We start from the raw sequence: 18,071 nt of genomic DNA on the forward strand, positions 1-18,071 counted from the left end.
TGATTACCCCCTGCACAGAATGTATGTTCTTACTTTATTTTACACGAATATAAATATAAAATAAATATTTATGTCACCGAAGTATTAATTTAAAGTTAATGGCGCTGAAAAACTTAAGTATTTTCTAAATCGAGTTCTATTTTATTAGGAATTAAATATCATATATGCCCATTTCCTTATTAAAAATAAACTTACGTATAAAAAAAGCCGCATTTGCGACTTCTGAAATGATAGAATTTACTCTTGTTTTTTGTTGAATGACTTACCGCTTAATCGCATCGACAATTAGCGATGGAAAACCAAGTTTATCGCCTTTATTTCTAGAATCATACTTTTTAGAACGGAAAATAACACCATCGTTTGCATCCCATTCGTTGTAATAAAACTGACCATTTTCATCACAATATTCAAGTAAAACTACCTCAAATCCAGCAGTTTCAAACATTTTCGTTAATGTTTTATAATTATGAACGATTTTATGACTTGCTGCTGGATGATCTTTCGGACCCGCCTATTTGAACTATATTTTGGTACGCTTCATCTTGGAAAAACGCATCAGGAACACCGCATCGAATGTGCCCTGCTGACTTTAAAAATTCATAACAAATTTCTGCTGCCCTTACACCTTCTTCAAATGTAAGGTGTTCCCATACATGTTCAGCTAAAATAGCTGAAATAGAATTGTATTCAAACCTTTCTTCCCACATAGCTTTATCTAGTAAATTAAGTTCATCTTTTTGCGTTTGTATCCAACCTGGATTATTATTAAACATTCCAGCTCCAACTACTACTTTAATTTCATCTTGTTTTATTGCCACTACTTTCACCTCGTAAACATATTAATTATTAATATATTCTATGTTTACTATTATTCTACCTTCTACTATACATTAAGAAAGAATCGTGATTGTTTTAACAAAAATGAGTTCTGGACAATTTCAAACTCAATCCCTAAAAATCCCCTAATACAATCATTTAACTAACTTAATGGAAACAGTTCATAATATATAATTATTTTTATAACTTTCTAAATTTACGAACGAAAGTAAGTACTGTACCTGCAATAACCATCCAAATGCCCATTGTTGTACTGTTAGTTGCACTGGCACCCGTGTTTGGAAGTTCTTTATATGTAGATTCTTTTTTATCGGAATTACTGTTGTTCGGGATACTATTGTTATTAGTAAGGCCATTAGCTTTGCTAATGTCTTTATCTTTCACCAATACTTTTTGCATTGTATGAACCTCATTACCTACGGAATCTTTGACACTATATATGATTTCAAAAGTACCAATTTTAGAGGTATCTACAGTTCCTTCATACGTTACGTTAGAAGTAACGTCACCATCCTCTTTATCAGTAGCTAATACTCCTACCATTGGATCAAATTTATCTCCCTCAGTAATTGTAGTTGTAGCAGGTACTTTAAGTATTGGTATTTCATTTTTAACTTCATCTCTAACTTTGACCGTTACAGTTTGTTTCGCAGTTACTTCATGACCTTTAGAATCTTTCACTATGTACGTTAATACGTAAGTACCAGCTTTAGAGGTATTTACTTCACCATTAACTTTTACTTTAGAAGTAAGATCGCCGTCTTCTTTATCAATAGCTAATACTTTTGCCATAGGATCGAATGAATCTCCTACATGAATTGTCGTTGCAGTAGGCACTGTTAATGTGGGGTTTAAATCTAATTTTTCTCCATTTCCCTCTACAATTACCGTCTGTGTAGCCGTTGTATTCCCGCCTTGAGAGTCAACGACCGAGTAGTCCACAATGTATGTACCTGGTTTAGAAGTATCTACATCGCCTTTATATTTTACTTTATTTGTTAAATCACCATCTTCTTTATCAACAGCTTTTACATTACTCATCGGGTCAAATGTATCACCAACACGCAGTGTAATTGTAAGAGGTACAGTTAATTCAGGGAGTTGGTTTTCTGCAGTTTTTTCGTTTTCTTTCACTGTTCCTTTAATTTTTGCTGCATCAAAAGCTTTTTGGACCGCTTCAACCTCAATTGAGTTCGCACCATATTTGTTTGTTGCAACTTTCAGACACGCTATTCTTAATTCAGAGAAATTAGAAGTCATGTTCAATTCATCTGTATTTGCATAATAGAAAATATCAAACATTTTATCTTCACCAATACCATTTACAGTTACACCATCCTGAGTTCCACCTTGTGCAATTAAATACGCGACTTTATTAATAATACTTGAGTTGAAATGGACGCCCTCATTATCTTCTCCGTTTAAATCACTGTATTTGCTATAATCATCTGGATACGGTAATCCATTAATAAATTTGACTGCAGATGGATTCTTCATATTACGAAGAACTGATCCAGTTTGCTCTCCTATTGTCCAATTAAATTCCCCATTATTTATGTATTTCTCAATAGCCGTTCCCATAATATCAGATAACGCCTCATTAATTGCCCCAGATTCTCCGGAAAATTCAAGATTAGATTCGCTAGATGTAACCGCATGTGTAAATTCATGGCCCGCTATGTCAAATGCTTTCACCATTGGATCACCATATATTAGCATACTAACATTGCTAATATTAGCACTAAATGCATTCTCCCAATTTTTAGGATCATCTGTTTCTCCAGAATCCCATGCATGTACAACTGATACTACTTTTTTCCCCTTATTATCAAAACTATTACGTTTATATTTATCTTTATAAAAATCATATACCTTTGTTGCTAAGAAATGAGCACTTACCGCCTTTGGATCATTAAATATGGTTGAAGTGCTAGTTGCTAATATACCAGGATAATATCTGTTTTCAAAAGTAATATCTCTATAATTTACATCATATGTCTCAATTCCTTGCCCTCTTGTGTAATCAGCAAGTGCATATTCCCCATTACTTTGTTCAGAAATACCAAATGTGCGAATTATACCTAAATCATCTTTACCTGTTCCGGTTAATGATTTGACATCACTTTTTTTACTCTCCTCAATAGATTTAACATGCTCTTCACTTATTTTTAAATCTGACTCTTGCACCATATTTTTCAACATATCTCCATAATTAGCATTCACTAAATAAGTTCCAGATACATAGTTTGGTGTTGCAGCCGTAAATGTAACTTGATATGCATTGCTAGCCTGTCCATTATTTTCATTTACAAAAATAACTTCCTTGACTTCTGGCTCAGAAATAAATGTAATATCGTTCCCGTACTTCGTATAAATAAATTGTTTTGCATCTTCTTTTGATAAATTAGTTGAATTCTTTAAATCTTCTTGTGTTAAATTTTGTGCACTTTCTCCTGAAACACTTTTAATAATACCCTTTTTATCTACATGAGCAGTCAATTGGTATCCATACACTTCTTTTCCTTCATATATTTGTTGCATACGAACAAGTGTAGTCCCATCATAAGCCCCACGTTTTTGAACAACCTTGTAATCTACCTCTTTTTCTCCACTAACTTGTTTTGGAGACAAAGCATGTTCCGTCTTTTCCTTAAGTGCATCTTTCACTACATTCTCAGGCGTCTTTTGTGATGGTTGTGTAAGTTCACCTGTACGAAACGAATCCTCTTGAATTTCAACTTGCATTTGATCCTTTCCCTCTGCATAACTTACTCCATACGGTATTACAGTTGTTAAGGCTAATCCTGTTGTTAATGCAACTATAGCTATTTCTTTTTTATTTTTCATGTTATTTTCCTCGTATAATTCCCTAAAATATGAAACTGCTTAAATGTATTCCTATCAAAAATAGAAGAATAAAAAGTACGACACATTACGCAAAACTGTATTATAAAAAGATGACTTCTGTAGCAAACAAAAGTCATCCGTTCAATATGTAATATCCCTAATATATTTTTAATGCATAATTTCTATATAAAAAGAAAAAAGCATTCATTAACGAGCGTTTTGCATTACTTTTATTAGGTCATTTATATTTTCAACTTTCTGCTGAAACTGATCAAATCTGCTATGTAGCAATGAAGGATTCTTATCTTCAGTTGAAATAACTTTTTTTAATTCCTCTTCTAATTTATCATATGTATCAAAGAAATTATCAAATTCTACACTTACAAGTTCTTCATTTTCACGATAAAATCTTTTTGATTCTATATAAGTCATATATGATTTATTTAAAAATCCTAATGAAATTAAATATTTAGAAGTGTTTTCTTGATAAATAGCAATATCACATGCTGTTTTAATATCAGAATAAGTTTTTTGAACGAAACAATGTAATTCAAAAATCTTAAACTTTAATCCATTATTCATTTCATCCCCTCCCATCCTATCTATTCTACATAAAAAAAGAATATTATACAAAGTAAAATATCAATATAGTACAAAAATAAAAAGCGTAAGAATAACTCCTTCCGCTTTTTATATCAAAACATACATTTCATATTGTGCTAAAGAATTCTTTTCAAATCCAGTTTTCTTTAAAAATCCTTCTAGTAAATTGTTGTTTGGAAACCCAATTGATAAACTTGTTACATTCAACTCATCTCTTGCTATTTGTAATAATTTTGATCCAATATTACGATTTCTATAGTCTTTGTCTACGAAAAGAAAACTGATTTTACCTTGTTCATTCACACATATAGCACCCTTTAAATCATTATCAACATATGCGCCGTAAAATGTATTATTTGTTTTTTCGATATAATCCATATCATTTTGCCAATTTATATGGAAGTGTAACCATTTCTGAACTTCAAGTTTAAAAGATGGAAAATCTAATTGTTTCACTTCAATTCCCTTGCAATCTTTATTTATTATTTCAGTCATATCTTTTAAATTATAATAAGATAGATCGTACACTTTTTCATAGCCTAATTTCGTATAAAAATGAATCGCTCGGTCATTGCCTACAATAACTTCAAGAAAAAGTTGCTTACACTCATTTTGAAGCGCCTCTTCTTTATGCAGTTCAAATAACTTTTGACTCACACCAATACCGCGATAATTAGGATGAACCGCTAATGTTCCACAGCGCATTGTTTTTATGTTTTCATAATCCTTTATCCCGCCAAGTATTACACCAACAGATTTATTATCGTCTAAAGCAAGAAAGGAATGTTTTAGTGAATTCCCTTCTGGTCCAAAAAATCTATTTATAAAATCTTCATTTGAAACTTCCATTTTAATAATGTAATCTGAAAATCCATCTTTAAAAGCTTCATACACTAAATCTATACTTACTTCACTGCATCTTTTGTATTGGATCATATAAAATTATCCCCCACTTACTCGTGTTAAATTTAACATTCAAATACATAAAATGTACTAGTTCCACTCTACCCATCATTCTTTAATTTTCAGTTCTACCATTTAATTTGAAATAAACGGGCATTTTCCTACATATCTCTCACTATTAATTTGTTTTATAACAAACGGTGCAATATCACTATTTTGAATTTTGATTCCTGGCATATCTACTAAACTCTCTTTTATATTTCCAATACCATTCCCTTCCATAACAAATGGTAATCTAACAATTGTCCAATCTACATCACTACCTTGAATAATTTGCAATTCTTTATATTTATCTTGCATCATCTTTGATAAAAATACTTTAAACAAGGTAGCTCCTATTTTATTTATAATTCCCTTTTGATCTCCTATAACATCTAAAGAACCTCCAGAAATCAGTATATATCTTTTTATTTCAAATTCTTTCATTGCTTCTAAAATATGCTTCGTTACTGTACTAAAAATATAAGATTCATTTTTTGGTTGACCAACCGCATTTATTACAACTCGACAACCTTTAAGTAATTTCCGTATTGAAGAAAAATCACGTGCACATCCATTAATAATCTCTAAATTTTCATTTGTTATTTTGATATTATTAGAATTTCTTGTTAATATTTTTACTTGATATCCCTTTTCTAACGCTTCGTTTACAAGGAATTTCCCGGCTTTTCCATTTGCGCCTAGAATAGCTATTCTATTTGTACTTTCCGATATTAACCCCTCTAACTATCTATTATTTACTACGTTAATCTCATACACTCGTAAAAAAGCAATTAAATGCTCGCAGGCTCGTTCACATGCTAACATTTTAAAGATTTTTTGTTCCTCTTTCGTTTTATCATTTGCTTGATCTGAAGCAGCTTTTAAACATAGAAAAGGCTTGTTATTGATTTGGCATACATAAGCGAATGCTGCTACCTCTTGATCAACCGCTAATGCTCCATATACAGTATGGAGTAAATATCTCATTTCTGAACTACGGATACGTTGATCTCCAGATAAAAATGTACCGAAATGAATCGGTTCATATGATCGCATCTTTTTTATTCTTCTTACAATTGACTTTGTTGTTTCAATAGGTGCTGTTCTACCATTATATAAATTAAAAACATCTTCCCCCGAACCAGCAGCAGTAACATCGTGTTGTATTGCATTAAGGGCTACTACAATATGACCATTTTTCACCTTATTTGATAAACTTCCGCATATCCCTGTCATAAACAACTCATCTGGCTGAAACTCACTAATTAATAATTGTACACAACTTGCACAACTTACTTTGCCAACTCCAGTTATAACGGAGATAACTTCCAAATTATTTATATAATGAAAATGAAATTCCCAAGCTGCTCTTTTTTCAATGCGCTCACTTGGATAAAATTGATGCAAATACGTAAGTTCTGGTTCCCATGCGGATACGATTGCAATACGTTTCATTACACGCTTCACTTCCCCTATTGTTATCATGTAAATAATTTATCTATACTTTCTCGTTCATAATCTGGAATCCACTCTTTATATTTCTCATATAAATTTCGTATTGTTTCTTTATTCTTCGCAATTACTTCACATCCTCTATCATCGTAAATAAACATGATAATATCTTTCGATACATTTACAAGAAATACATCTGGATAAAAAATTTCTTTTTTGCATCCAAAACGAGGATAAAGACCCGGAAAATCTTCATGATTTGCAGCTTGAATAAGTGGTTGGTATTTAATATCTTCCGCAAGGCATTTTAACGAAAATTGATATGTACAATATAAATCAGCTTCTTCATCTTCAAATAGAAAGGCTAACGTTTCTTGGTTTATTTGGAACTTTAAATCCCTCTTTTTAATAAATTTATTGTATACATTTATTTTCTGCGAATTTTTCATATCTTCCTTTTTAAATCGATACACATTTATTACTAAAAACACTTCATCTTCTTTTGAAAATACATCTTCAAACAAGTATTTATTATATGTATACAGTTGAGTGAAGTATTCCATATTTAAATCGTCAGTTCTTTCGACATTTGGACATTTCCCTTTCCAAAAATGAAAATGCAAATGATTTTCCCACTGAAAGTATATATGTGGTACTAATGTAACTCCAGGAAATATTTGATTCATATACTCTTTTAATTGCATCCCCATATCCTTTCTACTCTACAATTTCTTTTAACTGCCAATATGCTTCTTCTAGCCACGGGTGTACAACTTTCAACGTTTCTTTTCTATCCCACAAATATGAAATATATACGAAAGCAGCATGTTCTAAAGATTTTTCTAATCCTTTTTTTACTTCTACTAAATAAGGTGGTGTCCCATTATGATCCCATTCTATTTTATCCGCAACAAATAACACTAAATCCATCTTCGTTGCATGTTTACGTAGTGTAGTATGACAATTAATTGCATTTAAAATTTCTTCATCTTCCACTCTAAATATCTCTTTTGCAATTATTCTCGACAGTTTTTGATGAATAATCATCGGGAATTCTCGTTCTTCTTGTAATATCTCTATTCTAAATTGTTCAGCAACTGCAATCCGCTCTTCATTCGGAAAGATTGCACTAATATCATGTAAATATGCTGCAATCGCTGCCTTTTCTCCGTTTTCATGATACTTAATCGCAATTTTTCGAGCTTCATTTGCCACCCGAATTGAATGTTTATATGTAAGTTCTTTATTGTATTTTAATAGAAAAGCTTTTATATCATTTTCAATTTTTCCAGTTGGAGTAAATGAATAAATCTCTTTATATACCATAGCAAGTCCCCCCCTTATTCTTCACTTTCAGTATAATACATTATTTAAATATCTTTCTTCTTTGTATTCGTTATGAATGTTTTAATCCCTTTTTATACGTTACATGAAATTTTATGTGGAATCATTGCTACAAAATACATAAATGTTTGATATTATAGTAATGTTAATGATTTGTTAGGAAAGGAACTACATAATGAATAAAAATATAGTAATTATTGATGATGATAAAGAAATTGTTGAATTACTTGCTGTTTATTTGCGAAATGAAGGCTATAACATTTATAAAGCATATGATGGCGATGAGGCATTACAAATGATTTCTACATATGAAGTTGACCTTATGGTTCTGGATATAATGATGCCAAAACGAAACGGATTAGAAGTTTGCCAAGAAGTGCGTGAAAATAATACTGTACCTATTCTTATGCTTAGTGCAAAAGCAGAAGATATGGATAAAATATTAGGTCTTATGACAGGTGCAGATGATTATATGATTAAACCATTTAATCCATTAGAATTAGTAGCTAGAGTGAAAGCTTTATTACGAAGATCGTCTTTCCAAAATGCCACTTCCCCCAAGAATGAAGATGGTATTATTCGTATTCGTTCTGCTGAAATACACAAACATAATCATACTGTTAAAGTAAATGGAGAATATATTAAACTTACATCTATTGAATTTGATATTTTATATTTACTTGCGAGTAATACCGGAAGAGTATTTAGTTCCGAAGAAATTTTTGAACGCGTTTGGAATGAAGATGGTTATGGCTCAAATAAAACTGTAATGGTCCACATTAGTAATTTACGAGATAAACTTGAAACAGGAATGAATGGAGAGAAGTTTATCCATACTGTTTGGGGAGTAGGCTATAAAATTGAGAAATGAAGCATTTGATATATTAAAAGATATCCCAAAATGGAAGTTGATTTTTTGGTTTATGTTAGCTATTACACTTACTCCTATTACTGAATTAATTATATATCGCCTTGTTACAAGTGTAATTGAAAGTTCACTCACGTTAAGCGAGCTCGGAAAAGAATTCATTAGAATTTTTGGATATGAAAAATATAAAGGAATAAAGGAATCTCTATGGATGATGATTGTATCTTATTTGTTTTTATTTTCTATTTTCTCATCCTACCTATACATTTTTTATCGTCATGAAAGAAAGATTTACTATGAAACTTGTATTAAAAAAATGATAGAAGAAATTCGTTATATTGCAGATGGAAACTTCAATCATAAAGTGTCTATCGTAAATCATAATTATCTGGAAGAGTTAGCAACCGGAGTAAATCAGATTGTTGAACAATTAAAAGTCTCAATTGATGAAGAGAGACAGGCTGAACAAGCAAAAAGTGAACTTATTACAAATGTATCGCATGATTTACGTACTCCTCTTACCTCTATAGTTGGATACGTAAATTTAATCCATCATGATAATTATAGAGATGAAGTGGAATTACGCCATTATATACAAGTCATTTACGATAAAGTAACCCGTCTTAATGCATTAATGAATGACTTGTTTGAATATACACGTGTTCAAAATAAAGAGTTAAGTTTATATTCTGTTCCCATTGATATTGTAGAGCTACTTGGACAATTAACTGTTCAATTCCGCATACAAGTTCAAGAAGCTAATATAGAATGTCGCCCTTCTTTCCCATCTCAAAAACTCATGGTATTAGCTGATGGAGACAAATTAGTGCGTGTGTTTGAAAATCTTATTATAAACGCTATCGCTTATGGAAATGACGGTGGATATATCGACCTTGCTGCCTATGAAAGCAATAATATGATTACTATAGACATAACAAATTACGGCCAACCTATTCCTAGTACAGATTTACCTCATATTTTTGAACGTTTTTATCGCGTTGAAAAATCTCGCTCTACAAACACCGGTGGATCTGGGCTCGGATTAGCAATTGCAAAAAGTATTGTCGAATTGCACAAAGGATCAATTGAAGTATATAGTGATGATAAAAAAACAACTTTCACTGTAAAACTACAACCACATAAATGTTAATACAGCTTAATTTTAGGTCCAATTTCTTACCATATAAGAAATTGGACCTTTTATTTCCCATTAAAATCCAAAATTTAATAATCCTTTATAATTCTTTAGAAATTCTTTACCTTTTCTTTCTTCCTAATTAAGCATTCCTTTTTACAATAGTATTATTGATGTCATAGTAGGAGGATCGCTTATGCAATTCCTGAAAAAGTTCACAATTTTATTATTATCTTTTGTTATTACAGCGCTTATTGTTTTATATTTTTATCTTTATGTAAATGGTCCAATTATTCAAGCTAAATCAGCTATTTTAATAGATGCTAATTCAGGTGAAGTTATTTATAAAAAAAATGAGGAAATTCCTATACAATCAGCTACTTTATCTAAATTAATGACTGAATATATCGCAATGGAACAACTGAATGAAGGCAAAATACAGTTAGATGAGTTAGTAAAAATAAGTAACGAAGTTTTCCGAGCAGAAACGAGCCCTATACAAGTAACTTCTAAAGATCAAACGACAGTTCGTGATTTACTGCATGCATTGTTTTTGACAGGGAATAATCGTTCTGCACTTGCCCTTGCAGAACACATTGCTGGAAATGAAGATAACTTTACACTTCTAATGAATGAAAAAGCAACACAACTAAAGTTATCACAACAATCCCCATTTCTAAATGCTACTGGAATGAATAACGATACGAATAAACAATCAACTACAACAGCAATAGACGTTGTTAAACTAGCAACACAATTAGTAAAAGATTTTCCCGATGTATTGAATATTACGAAGCTAACCTCTTACCAATTTACCTTCAAGGATTCCAAAGTTTTCAACACAAATAAAATGATTTATTCCCTTAATAAAAACATTAAACTCCAAGGTGTTGACGGCTTACAAACTAGTTTTCTAACAAATGGTAATTATAGTTTTGTCAGTACAGCAAAACGAGGAGATACTAGACTTATTTCAGTAATTTTAGAGGCTGATGATGAAAACAGTACTTTTATTGAAACAAAAAAGTTACTACAGTACGGTTTTGATCCTTCCTCATACTCTGCGTTCCAAGCTTTTAAAGACGCTGTTACATCTTGGACAGTTTTGCTTCAGTTTCAAAATTTAATCATACAAACATTATTGATTTTCTTCATTATTACATTTTTAATGTTTTTACATATACGCCAGAAAAAATCCGAGGATTTCAACTAGGAAATCTTCTTATATATATAAAACGGCTTACACTATAAGTGTAAGCCGTTTTATACATCTATAGTCCTCTTCCGATTAAACTCGCTGAAACAGGCTGAAGATTTAACTCTCTCGCCCATATAGATAGCTGACCAATGTGATGAATTTCGTGTACAATTACATGTCTTAAAACTTCACCATATGTATATGTTTTATCTGTCCACGAAGCTTTTAATATCTTACATTCTAGGCTAGATGACCACAACTGCAAAAAAACTTCTAATTCTTGTTTATATAAATCAGATAACGCTTTCACTTTTTGGATGGATTGATAATCTTTAAATTTCGGTTCATTATCTTCTTTTCCTTGAAGTGCGCTAATCCAGCTGTATTCAACATCGACAATATGGAATAATGTTTCTAAAATACTCCCAACACCCCCGATACGCTTGCGGAGTAATTCTTCCTCTGAAAGTTGTTCACACCACTTAAACCAGTCGTCCCTTACTTGCCAATTGTATTGAAATAAAGTGTACATATTTATCTCTCCTCTACCCAATAATCCACTTAATAGCATCTTTCACATAATATGGCTCATATTTTTGAATATAGTGACCACTTTGTTCTGCAATTACAAATTTATTATTGCTTGATAGTCGTAATATTCCTCTATGCATTTAATCATTGACAATCACTTCTCTCAGGCCAAGTTCCTCTATAGCCTGATTCATTATTTCACTTACAGATAAAGATCCATCCAATACAATATCCGAATTCGACTTAACAGCATGAATTGCCTCTAAATAAGCTTTTCTCGCAAATGTCATGTAATGATTCAAATCATTATGTATTTCATCTATTGTACCTTCTTTAAAATCTCGCAAGATTCTTCTAGCCATCGCAATATCTAAAGGTGTGTCGATAAATATTGTTACATCAATGAATTGTCGCATTTCACTATTTAAGTATGCAAAAGGATAATCTACAATAATATAATCTACATTCCCCTCTCGTATAAGATGCTGAATATCATGAATTAATGGTGTAAGTACCCATTCATCATAATTTGCTCCATCATCAATCCATTTACAAATATCACTAGGACAGTTTTTAAAGTGATAGCTATCAAAATAAAGTGCTTTTGAATTTGTTAGCTTTTGAGTTAATTTTTCTGTAACAGTAGTTTTACCTCCTCCTGAAACAGCTCCAATTGTAATGATTTTCGTTTTATTATTCATAATTCCCCACCATACCCCATTTAATTAACATAATATAATTACAGATACCTATTATTTTTTATCGCTCCATTCATATTCTAACATACTCATTTCCCATAAATTCCAGTATGTTTCTCCTACTTTTTTTGACTCTCTTAATAAACCTTCTTTTACAAATCCTATTTTTTCATAACATGAGATAGCCGACGTATTAAAATCATAAACACCGAGAGTTACTCTATGTAGTTTTAATTCTTCAAATGCAATTTGTAGTGCTGCTTTCATCATATGTTTCCCTATAGAACGTCCTCTCATTTTCGTATCACCAACTAGCACTTTTCCAATCCTTGCAGATTTATTTATATTGTCTATTTGCCCAATTGAAATATGACCAACTACTTTCTTAGAATCTTCATCTATTACTTTAAATGCAAGGGTATTTGAGCTTTCTATATAATTTTCTAATTGTTGTTCATTTAGGGGATATGCAAATGCATTTCCCGACCATTGTATTAAAAACTCTTCGGAGTCAATCCAATCTATTAATTGCTTAAAATCAAATTTTTTAAAGGTTTCTAGTTTAATCACTTTTATACTCCTTTCGTACATCATACTTTATAGCCCCAAACTTATTTCTATACAAAAAATCTATTCTCCTTTATATGAAATTAAAATAAAGCCATTCTTAAGAATGGCTTTACAAAAAAGCGAAATTATTCTTTTTTCCTATGTCAATAACGGTACAATCGCTTCAATTTTACAAACAGATATTATTGTAACTACTCCAGCACTATTAGTAAGCCTTACAACATCACAAGTTACTGAAGATACAGTTCCAGCATACTCATTACTTCCTGTATTAATACGCACTGCTCTGTTTACTAACTTTTTAAGTTCATCTTTAATTCCTTGTACACAGCAACAATCGCATGCTTTATTTTGTTCTTCTTGTTCTTTTTTACATTCTTCAAAAGCATCCCAGCAATCATCCTGTTTACACGTACACTTCTTTTTAGAATTACTATAACGATACCCCATAATCTCACCCCCTAATCATTTCTATTAATATAGTATGTCTACTAGCTTTAAAGTGTACGAGGCAAAAACATAGAAAGGAAAAAACAATCACATGTACTAAATTAATCTATATACATAAAAAACAAGTGCATTACTGTATGAACTTCCATTGTATATACTTGGAATTCGTACATTGATAAATATCTTTTTCTATTCAGTGTAATGTAAAAAAAATAAAAATGACCTCTAACAATTAGAGGTCATTTCACATTATAAATACTTTAAATCCTATAATTTACTAGACTGTAACCCCTGAATAAACGGAACTACTTCAGGATTTACAAGTGATGATAAATCACCTAATTCTTTTCCTAAGTAAGCAGCTTTAATGACGCGGCGCATTACTTTTGAATTACGTGTTTTCGGTAAATCTTCTACAACGTGAATATCTTTTGGACATAATGCTTTTCCAATATGAGAGTTTACTAAACTCATTAATTCTTTCTTTAACTCTCCTGTGAATGTTACATTGTCCCTTAGTACTACAAAACAATGACAAACTTCACCTTTTACATCATCAGGTACACCAATTGCGGCAGCTTCTATGACATCATTATGCTTCACAAGAATAGATTCATATTCAGCAGGTCCAATACGTTTCCCAGCAATGTTTAACGTATCATCTGAGCGTCCTGTAATAATATATTGCTCACCATCATAAATCACCCAGTCACCATGAACCCATTTATTTTCAAAACGTGACCAATATGTGTTCACATAACGCTCATCGTCTTTCCAGAAACTTTTCGTCATACCAACCCAAGGCTTCTCTAAACATAATTCTCCAACTTCATCACGAATTGGATTACCTTGATCATCGAGCACAACCGCTGCCATTCCTGGTAAAGATGCATTAAAACTAATCGGTGCAATTGGTTTAATAAGGACGTTTCCGAAAATCCCACCAGAAATTTCAGTTCCGCCTGAATAGTTACAAATTGGTACATTACTTTTTCCAACTGTTTCAAATAGCCACATCCAAGGATCTGGATTCCAAGGTTCACCTGTTGATGCGAATACTTCTAAACTCTTGAGTGAATGTTTATTCACATATTCATCACCTTTTGCCATTAACGCACGAATTAATGTTGGTGATATACCCAGATGTGTAATTTCATATTTATCAACTGTCTCCCATAACCGATTTGCTTCCGGGAAATCTGGAACACCTTCGTACATAACCATCGTTGCCCCATTTATAAGAGAACCGAATAGTAAAAATGGTCCCATCATCCAGCCCATATCAGTTACCCATAATACACGGTCACCTTGCTTGATGTTCATTCCAAATCCTGCATCAAATGCAGCTTTCAAAGGAAAACCAGCATGTGTATGTACTGTTCCTTTCGGTTTTCCAGTTGTTCCAGAAGTATATATAAGCATTAATGGGTCATCACTGTTCATTTCTTCTGCATGTACAAATGGCTTTTCTTTTTCTAACGTACTCCATGAAAAATCATAATTATGCGGCGTAAAGTCATTTCCTGCATGACGCACGATAACGACTTTTTCAACAGTTGGACAATGTTCACAAGCTTTATCTACTTCGTCTTTTAATGAAACAACTTTACCTCGGCGTGAAAAACCATCTGCAGTAATGATCATTTTTGACCCTGCAGCTTGCACACGTGTCATGACTGCATCAGACGCAAAGCCTGAGAATATTGGTGAAATAATTGCACCGATTTTCATAACAGCTAGCATCGCAACAACTGTTTCTGGAATCATCGGCATATAAATTGTTACACGGTCGCCTTTTTCAATACCAGCATGTTTCAAACCGTTTGCAACGCGGCTTACCCAGTTGTCAAGTTCTTCATATGTAAATGATTTTGAGGTTCCATTTTCTCCCTCGTACTGAAGTGCTGGTTGTTTTCTTGTTTCATCATCTGCAAGCCAGCGGGATAAAACTGATTCTACAACGTTACATGTTCCGCCATTATACCACTGTGCAAACGGCGTACCATTCTCTAGGTCTAGCACGTCTGTATAAGGTTTCATCCATTGATAGCCTACCGCTTTCTCAGCTTTTCCCCAAAACCAAGCTGTTTCTTCGATTGACTTATTATAAAACGTTTCGTAATCTTCATATCCCAATGATTTCATCCAACCATATAAACGCGTTTTTTCTTTATACTCTTCTGTTGGAAACCAAACTGCTTGTTTCAATGTTTTCCCCTCCTTGACTTTTTGAGCAAGAAAGCCCTAAATAGGGCTTTTAAACTGGATAAACAGGATGTTTACGATCCGTAAATACTTGATATTTACTCATATACATTTCGAATCGTCCTTTTAACTCTTCTCTTAAATTGTTTGGATGAACAATACCATCAATGACCATCTCTGATGCCAAATGGTAAATATCAATATCTTTCTTATACTCTTCGCGTTTTTCAGCAATGAAGCTATCACGCTCTTCTTCTGGTAAAGCTGCAATCTTATTTGCATATACAGCATTGACCGCAGCTTCTGGGCCCATTACCGCAATAGAAGCTGTCGGTAAAGCAAGGCAGCAATCTGGTTCGAAGGCTGGACCTGCCATTGCATACAAACCAGCACCATATGCTTTACGAACAACGATAGAAATTTTCGGTACAGTTGCTTCACTCATTGCAGAAATCATTTTTGCACCGTGGCGAATAATGCCAGCACGCTCTACTTTTGTACCAATCATAAATCCAGGTACATCTGCAAGGAATAATAATGGAATATGATATGCATCGCATAAATTAATAAACTTCGCTGCTTTATCAGCTGAATCGTGGAATAATACGCCGCCTTTCATACGCGGTTGATTTGCAATAATACCAACTGGCTTACCATCAATACGCGCTAAGCCTGTAATTAGTTCTTGAGCAAATAATTTTTTTACTTCATAGAAAGAACCTTCATCAATAATTCTGTTAATGAGATCTTTCATATTGAAAGGAGCATTTTGATTTTCTGGAATGATTTGTTCTAATGTTTTTTCGAATTGTTTCGGTTCTTGAGGTGTAACCAATGGAGTCTTCTCTAAGTAGTTGTTTGGAAAATATGAAATGTATTGTCTTGCTTGTGTAATCGCATCTTCTTCGGTCTTACATAAAACATCTCCGCATCCTGATACTGAGCAATGCATACGAGCTCCGCCCATCTCTTCTAAAGTTACTTTCTCACCGATAACCATCTCAGCCATACGAGGAGATCCTAAATACATAGATGCATTTCCTTCTACCATCATTACAACGTCACAAAAGGCCGGAATATATGCGCCGCCAGCTGCCGAAGGTCCAAATAACAAACACACTTGCGGAACTTTACCTGATAATTTCACTTGATTGTAGAAGATTCTTCCTGCACCACGGCGCCCTGGGAACATTTCTACTTGATCAGTGATACGCGCTCCAGCAGAGTCAACTAAATAAAATAACGGAACACGTAATTTTTCTGCCGTTTCTTGAATACGTAAAATCTTTTCAACTGTACGTGCGCCCCATGATCCGGCCTTTACTGTTGAATCATTTGCCATTACGCATGCAGTACGACCATGTATTTTACCTGTTGCCGTAATAACACCATCAGCAGGTAATCCCGTTTGCTCACAATTTGCAAATAATGCATCTTCTACATATTCACCATTATCAAATAAAAGAGCTAAACGATCTCGAACGAATAGTTTTCCTTTTTCTTTATTTTGTTCATGATATTTTGGTGCGCCGCCTTGTTTAATCGTTTCAACTCGTCCTTCAAATGTATTCAATTCTTGTTTTTGATCTAACATATTTACTCCCCCTTATACATTGGTGTGCGTTTTTCCTTGAATGCCTGTAATCCTTCTATTCTATCTTTCGTATGGATTACACCCTCATACGCTTGTTTTTCCATTTGTAATCCGGTATGTAAATCAACTTGAATACCGTTTGAAATCGCTTCTTTTGCTAATCGAACAGCAATTGGACCATTACTAGCAATTCTTTCTGCCATTTCAATCGCTTTCTCTTCAAGTAAATGAGCTGGTACAACGAATTCTACTAGACCATATTCTTCCGCTTCTTGTGCCGAAATGCGTCTGCCTGTATAAATTAATTCTTTCGCTCTACCAACACCAATTAACCTTGGCAAACGCTGCGTACCACCTGCTCCAGGTATAATTGCAAGTGTAGTTTCAGTGAGACCAAGACTTGCAGTGTCTGAAGCAATTCTAAAATCACAAGCTAAACTTAATTCTGTACCACCACCAAGTGCGATCCCATTTATAGCAGCAATAACTGGCTGTGGTAATTGTTCAACCATTTCCATAGTAGAACGAATCATACTAACAGCATGACGAACTTGTTCTTCATTCATGCCGGCACGTTCTTTTAAATCAGCTCCAGCACAAAATGCTTTTTCACCAGCACCTGTTAGAATAACTACACGAGTATTTGACTCTTCATTTATTTGAGTTAATATGTTTTGTAACTCTTCTAATAACGCTAAAGATAATGAGTTTGCTTGTCTTTCACGATATAATGAAATCTTTACAACGTGTGGTGTTACATAATCAACTGAAATGTTTTGTAATTGTAGCATCTT

General features: G+C 32.9%; 17 protein-coding genes and 2 pseudogenes. 3 read left to right on the top strand and 16 right to left on the bottom strand.

The window, feature by feature from the left end; all coding sequences use genetic code 11:
• Positions 1 to 262: 262 nt before the first annotated feature.
• The 8 genes and pseudogenes from FOT98_RS13855 to yqeK form a co-directional block, all read right to left on the bottom strand.
• Positions 263 to 818: pseudogene (locus tag FOT98_RS13855) on the bottom strand (class I SAM-dependent methyltransferase).
• 199 nt (positions 819 to 1,017) lie between these two features.
• The gene (locus FOT98_RS13860) at positions 1,018 to 3,684 is read right to left on the bottom strand and encodes a M4 family metallopeptidase (protein WP_063261001.1); all 2,667 of its coding nucleotides are present in this window, start codon (positions 3,682 to 3,684) and stop codon (positions 1,018 to 1,020) included.
• A 207-nt stretch (positions 3,685 to 3,891) separates the two neighbouring features.
• Positions 3,892 to 4,266: a hypothetical protein gene (locus FOT98_RS13865; RefSeq protein ID WP_061680389.1), complete on the bottom strand. Its 375-nt coding sequence runs from the start codon at positions 4,264 to 4,266 to the stop codon at positions 3,892 to 3,894.
• A 108-nt stretch (positions 4,267 to 4,374) separates the two neighbouring features.
• The gene (locus tag FOT98_RS13870; protein ID WP_063261002.1) at positions 4,375 to 5,223 is read right to left on the bottom strand and encodes a GNAT family N-acetyltransferase; all 849 of its coding nucleotides are present in this window, start codon (positions 5,221 to 5,223) and stop codon (positions 4,375 to 4,377) included.
• Between the two features lie 102 nt (positions 5,224 to 5,325).
• Positions 5,326 to 5,964, bottom strand: coding sequence for an SDR family oxidoreductase (locus FOT98_RS13875; protein WP_063261003.1), 639 nt, complete (start codon positions 5,962 to 5,964; stop codon positions 5,326 to 5,328).
• Between the two features lie 12 nt (positions 5,965 to 5,976).
• Positions 5,977 to 6,714 (bottom strand): phosphorylase family protein, encoded by a 738-nt coding sequence (locus FOT98_RS13880; RefSeq protein WP_081110443.1) that lies wholly within the window; start codon positions 6,712 to 6,714, stop codon positions 5,977 to 5,979.
• A complete protein-coding gene (locus tag FOT98_RS13885) occupies positions 6,714 to 7,388 on the bottom strand; it encodes a DUF3885 domain-containing protein (protein WP_063261140.1) in 675 nt (224 codons plus the stop codon). The genes FOT98_RS13880 and FOT98_RS13885 overlap by 1 nt, the downstream gene beginning before the upstream one ends.
• Before the next feature lie 13 nt (positions 7,389 to 7,401).
• A complete protein-coding gene (gene yqeK / locus FOT98_RS13890) occupies positions 7,402 to 8,010 on the bottom strand; it encodes a bis(5'-nucleosyl)-tetraphosphatase (symmetrical) YqeK (protein WP_063261004.1) in 609 nt (202 codons plus the stop codon).
• A 193-nt stretch (positions 8,011 to 8,203) separates the two neighbouring features.
• On the opposite strand from yqeK, the gene FOT98_RS13895 reads away from it, so the two are divergent.
• The 3 genes from FOT98_RS13895 (at position 8,204) to FOT98_RS13905 (ending at position 11,244) form a co-directional block, all read left to right on the top strand.
• Entirely contained in the window at positions 8,204 to 8,899 is a 696-nt protein-coding gene (locus tag FOT98_RS13895; protein WP_063261005.1) for a response regulator transcription factor, read from the top strand.
• Complete coding sequence (locus FOT98_RS13900; protein WP_061680395.1) at positions 8,889 to 10,046, top strand: sensor histidine kinase; 1,158 nt, start codon at positions 8,889 to 8,891, stop codon at positions 10,044 to 10,046. Before FOT98_RS13895 ends, FOT98_RS13900 begins: the two co-directional genes overlap by 11 nt.
• Positions 10,047 to 10,227: 181 nt before the next feature.
• Complete coding sequence (locus FOT98_RS13905; RefSeq protein WP_063261006.1) at positions 10,228 to 11,244, top strand: D-alanyl-D-alanine carboxypeptidase family protein; 1,017 nt, start codon at positions 10,228 to 10,230, stop codon at positions 11,242 to 11,244.
• A gap of 58 nt (positions 11,245 to 11,302) precedes the next feature.
• Here the strand turns inward: FOT98_RS13905 and FOT98_RS13910 are convergent, their stop codons facing one another.
• The 8 genes and pseudogenes from FOT98_RS13910 to FOT98_RS13945 all read right to left on the bottom strand — a co-directional run bounded on the left by FOT98_RS13910 (position 11,303) and on the right by FOT98_RS13945 (position 18,068).
• A complete protein-coding gene (locus tag FOT98_RS13910) occupies positions 11,303 to 11,761 on the bottom strand; it encodes a DinB family protein (RefSeq protein WP_063261007.1) in 459 nt (152 codons plus the stop codon).
• Between the two features lie 13 nt (positions 11,762 to 11,774).
• Positions 11,775 to 11,888 (bottom strand): annotated as a pseudogene (locus FOT98_RS32925) (alpha/beta hydrolase); the annotation flags it as partial.
• 12 nt (positions 11,889 to 11,900) lie between these two features.
• The gene (locus FOT98_RS13920; RefSeq protein ID WP_063261008.1) at positions 11,901 to 12,461 is read right to left on the bottom strand and encodes a nucleoside/nucleotide kinase family protein; all 561 of its coding nucleotides are present in this window, start codon (positions 12,459 to 12,461) and stop codon (positions 11,901 to 11,903) included.
• A 51-nt stretch (positions 12,462 to 12,512) separates the two neighbouring features.
• Positions 12,513 to 13,052, bottom strand: a complete 540-nt coding sequence (locus FOT98_RS13925) for a GNAT family N-acetyltransferase (protein WP_063261009.1) — start codon at positions 13,050 to 13,052, stop codon at positions 12,513 to 12,515.
• Between the two features lie 114 nt (positions 13,053 to 13,166).
• A complete protein-coding gene (gene exsK, locus FOT98_RS13930; protein ID WP_063261010.1) occupies positions 13,167 to 13,478 on the bottom strand; it encodes an exosporium protein ExsK in 312 nt (103 codons plus the stop codon).
• 267 nt (positions 13,479 to 13,745) lie between these two features.
• Positions 13,746 to 15,686, bottom strand: coding sequence for an AMP-binding protein (locus FOT98_RS13935; protein ID WP_063261011.1), 1,941 nt, complete (start codon positions 15,684 to 15,686; stop codon positions 13,746 to 13,748).
• A 49-nt stretch (positions 15,687 to 15,735) separates the two neighbouring features.
• Positions 15,736 to 17,277, bottom strand: coding sequence for an acyl-CoA carboxylase subunit beta (locus FOT98_RS13940; RefSeq protein WP_063261012.1), 1,542 nt, complete (start codon positions 17,275 to 17,277; stop codon positions 15,736 to 15,738).
• 2 nt (positions 17,278 to 17,279) lie between these two features.
• Positions 17,280 to 18,068 carry an enoyl-CoA hydratase gene (locus tag FOT98_RS13945; RefSeq protein WP_061680407.1) on the bottom strand — a complete coding sequence of 263 codons (789 nt, stop codon included), beginning with the start codon at positions 18,066 to 18,068 and terminating at the stop codon, positions 17,280 to 17,282.
• Positions 18,069 to 18,071: the final 3 nt, after the last annotated feature.

Source organism: Bacillus sp. HY001 (assembly GCF_007558965.1).
GTDB lineage: Bacteria > Bacillota > Bacilli > Bacillales > Bacillaceae_G > Bacillus_A > Bacillus_A mobilis.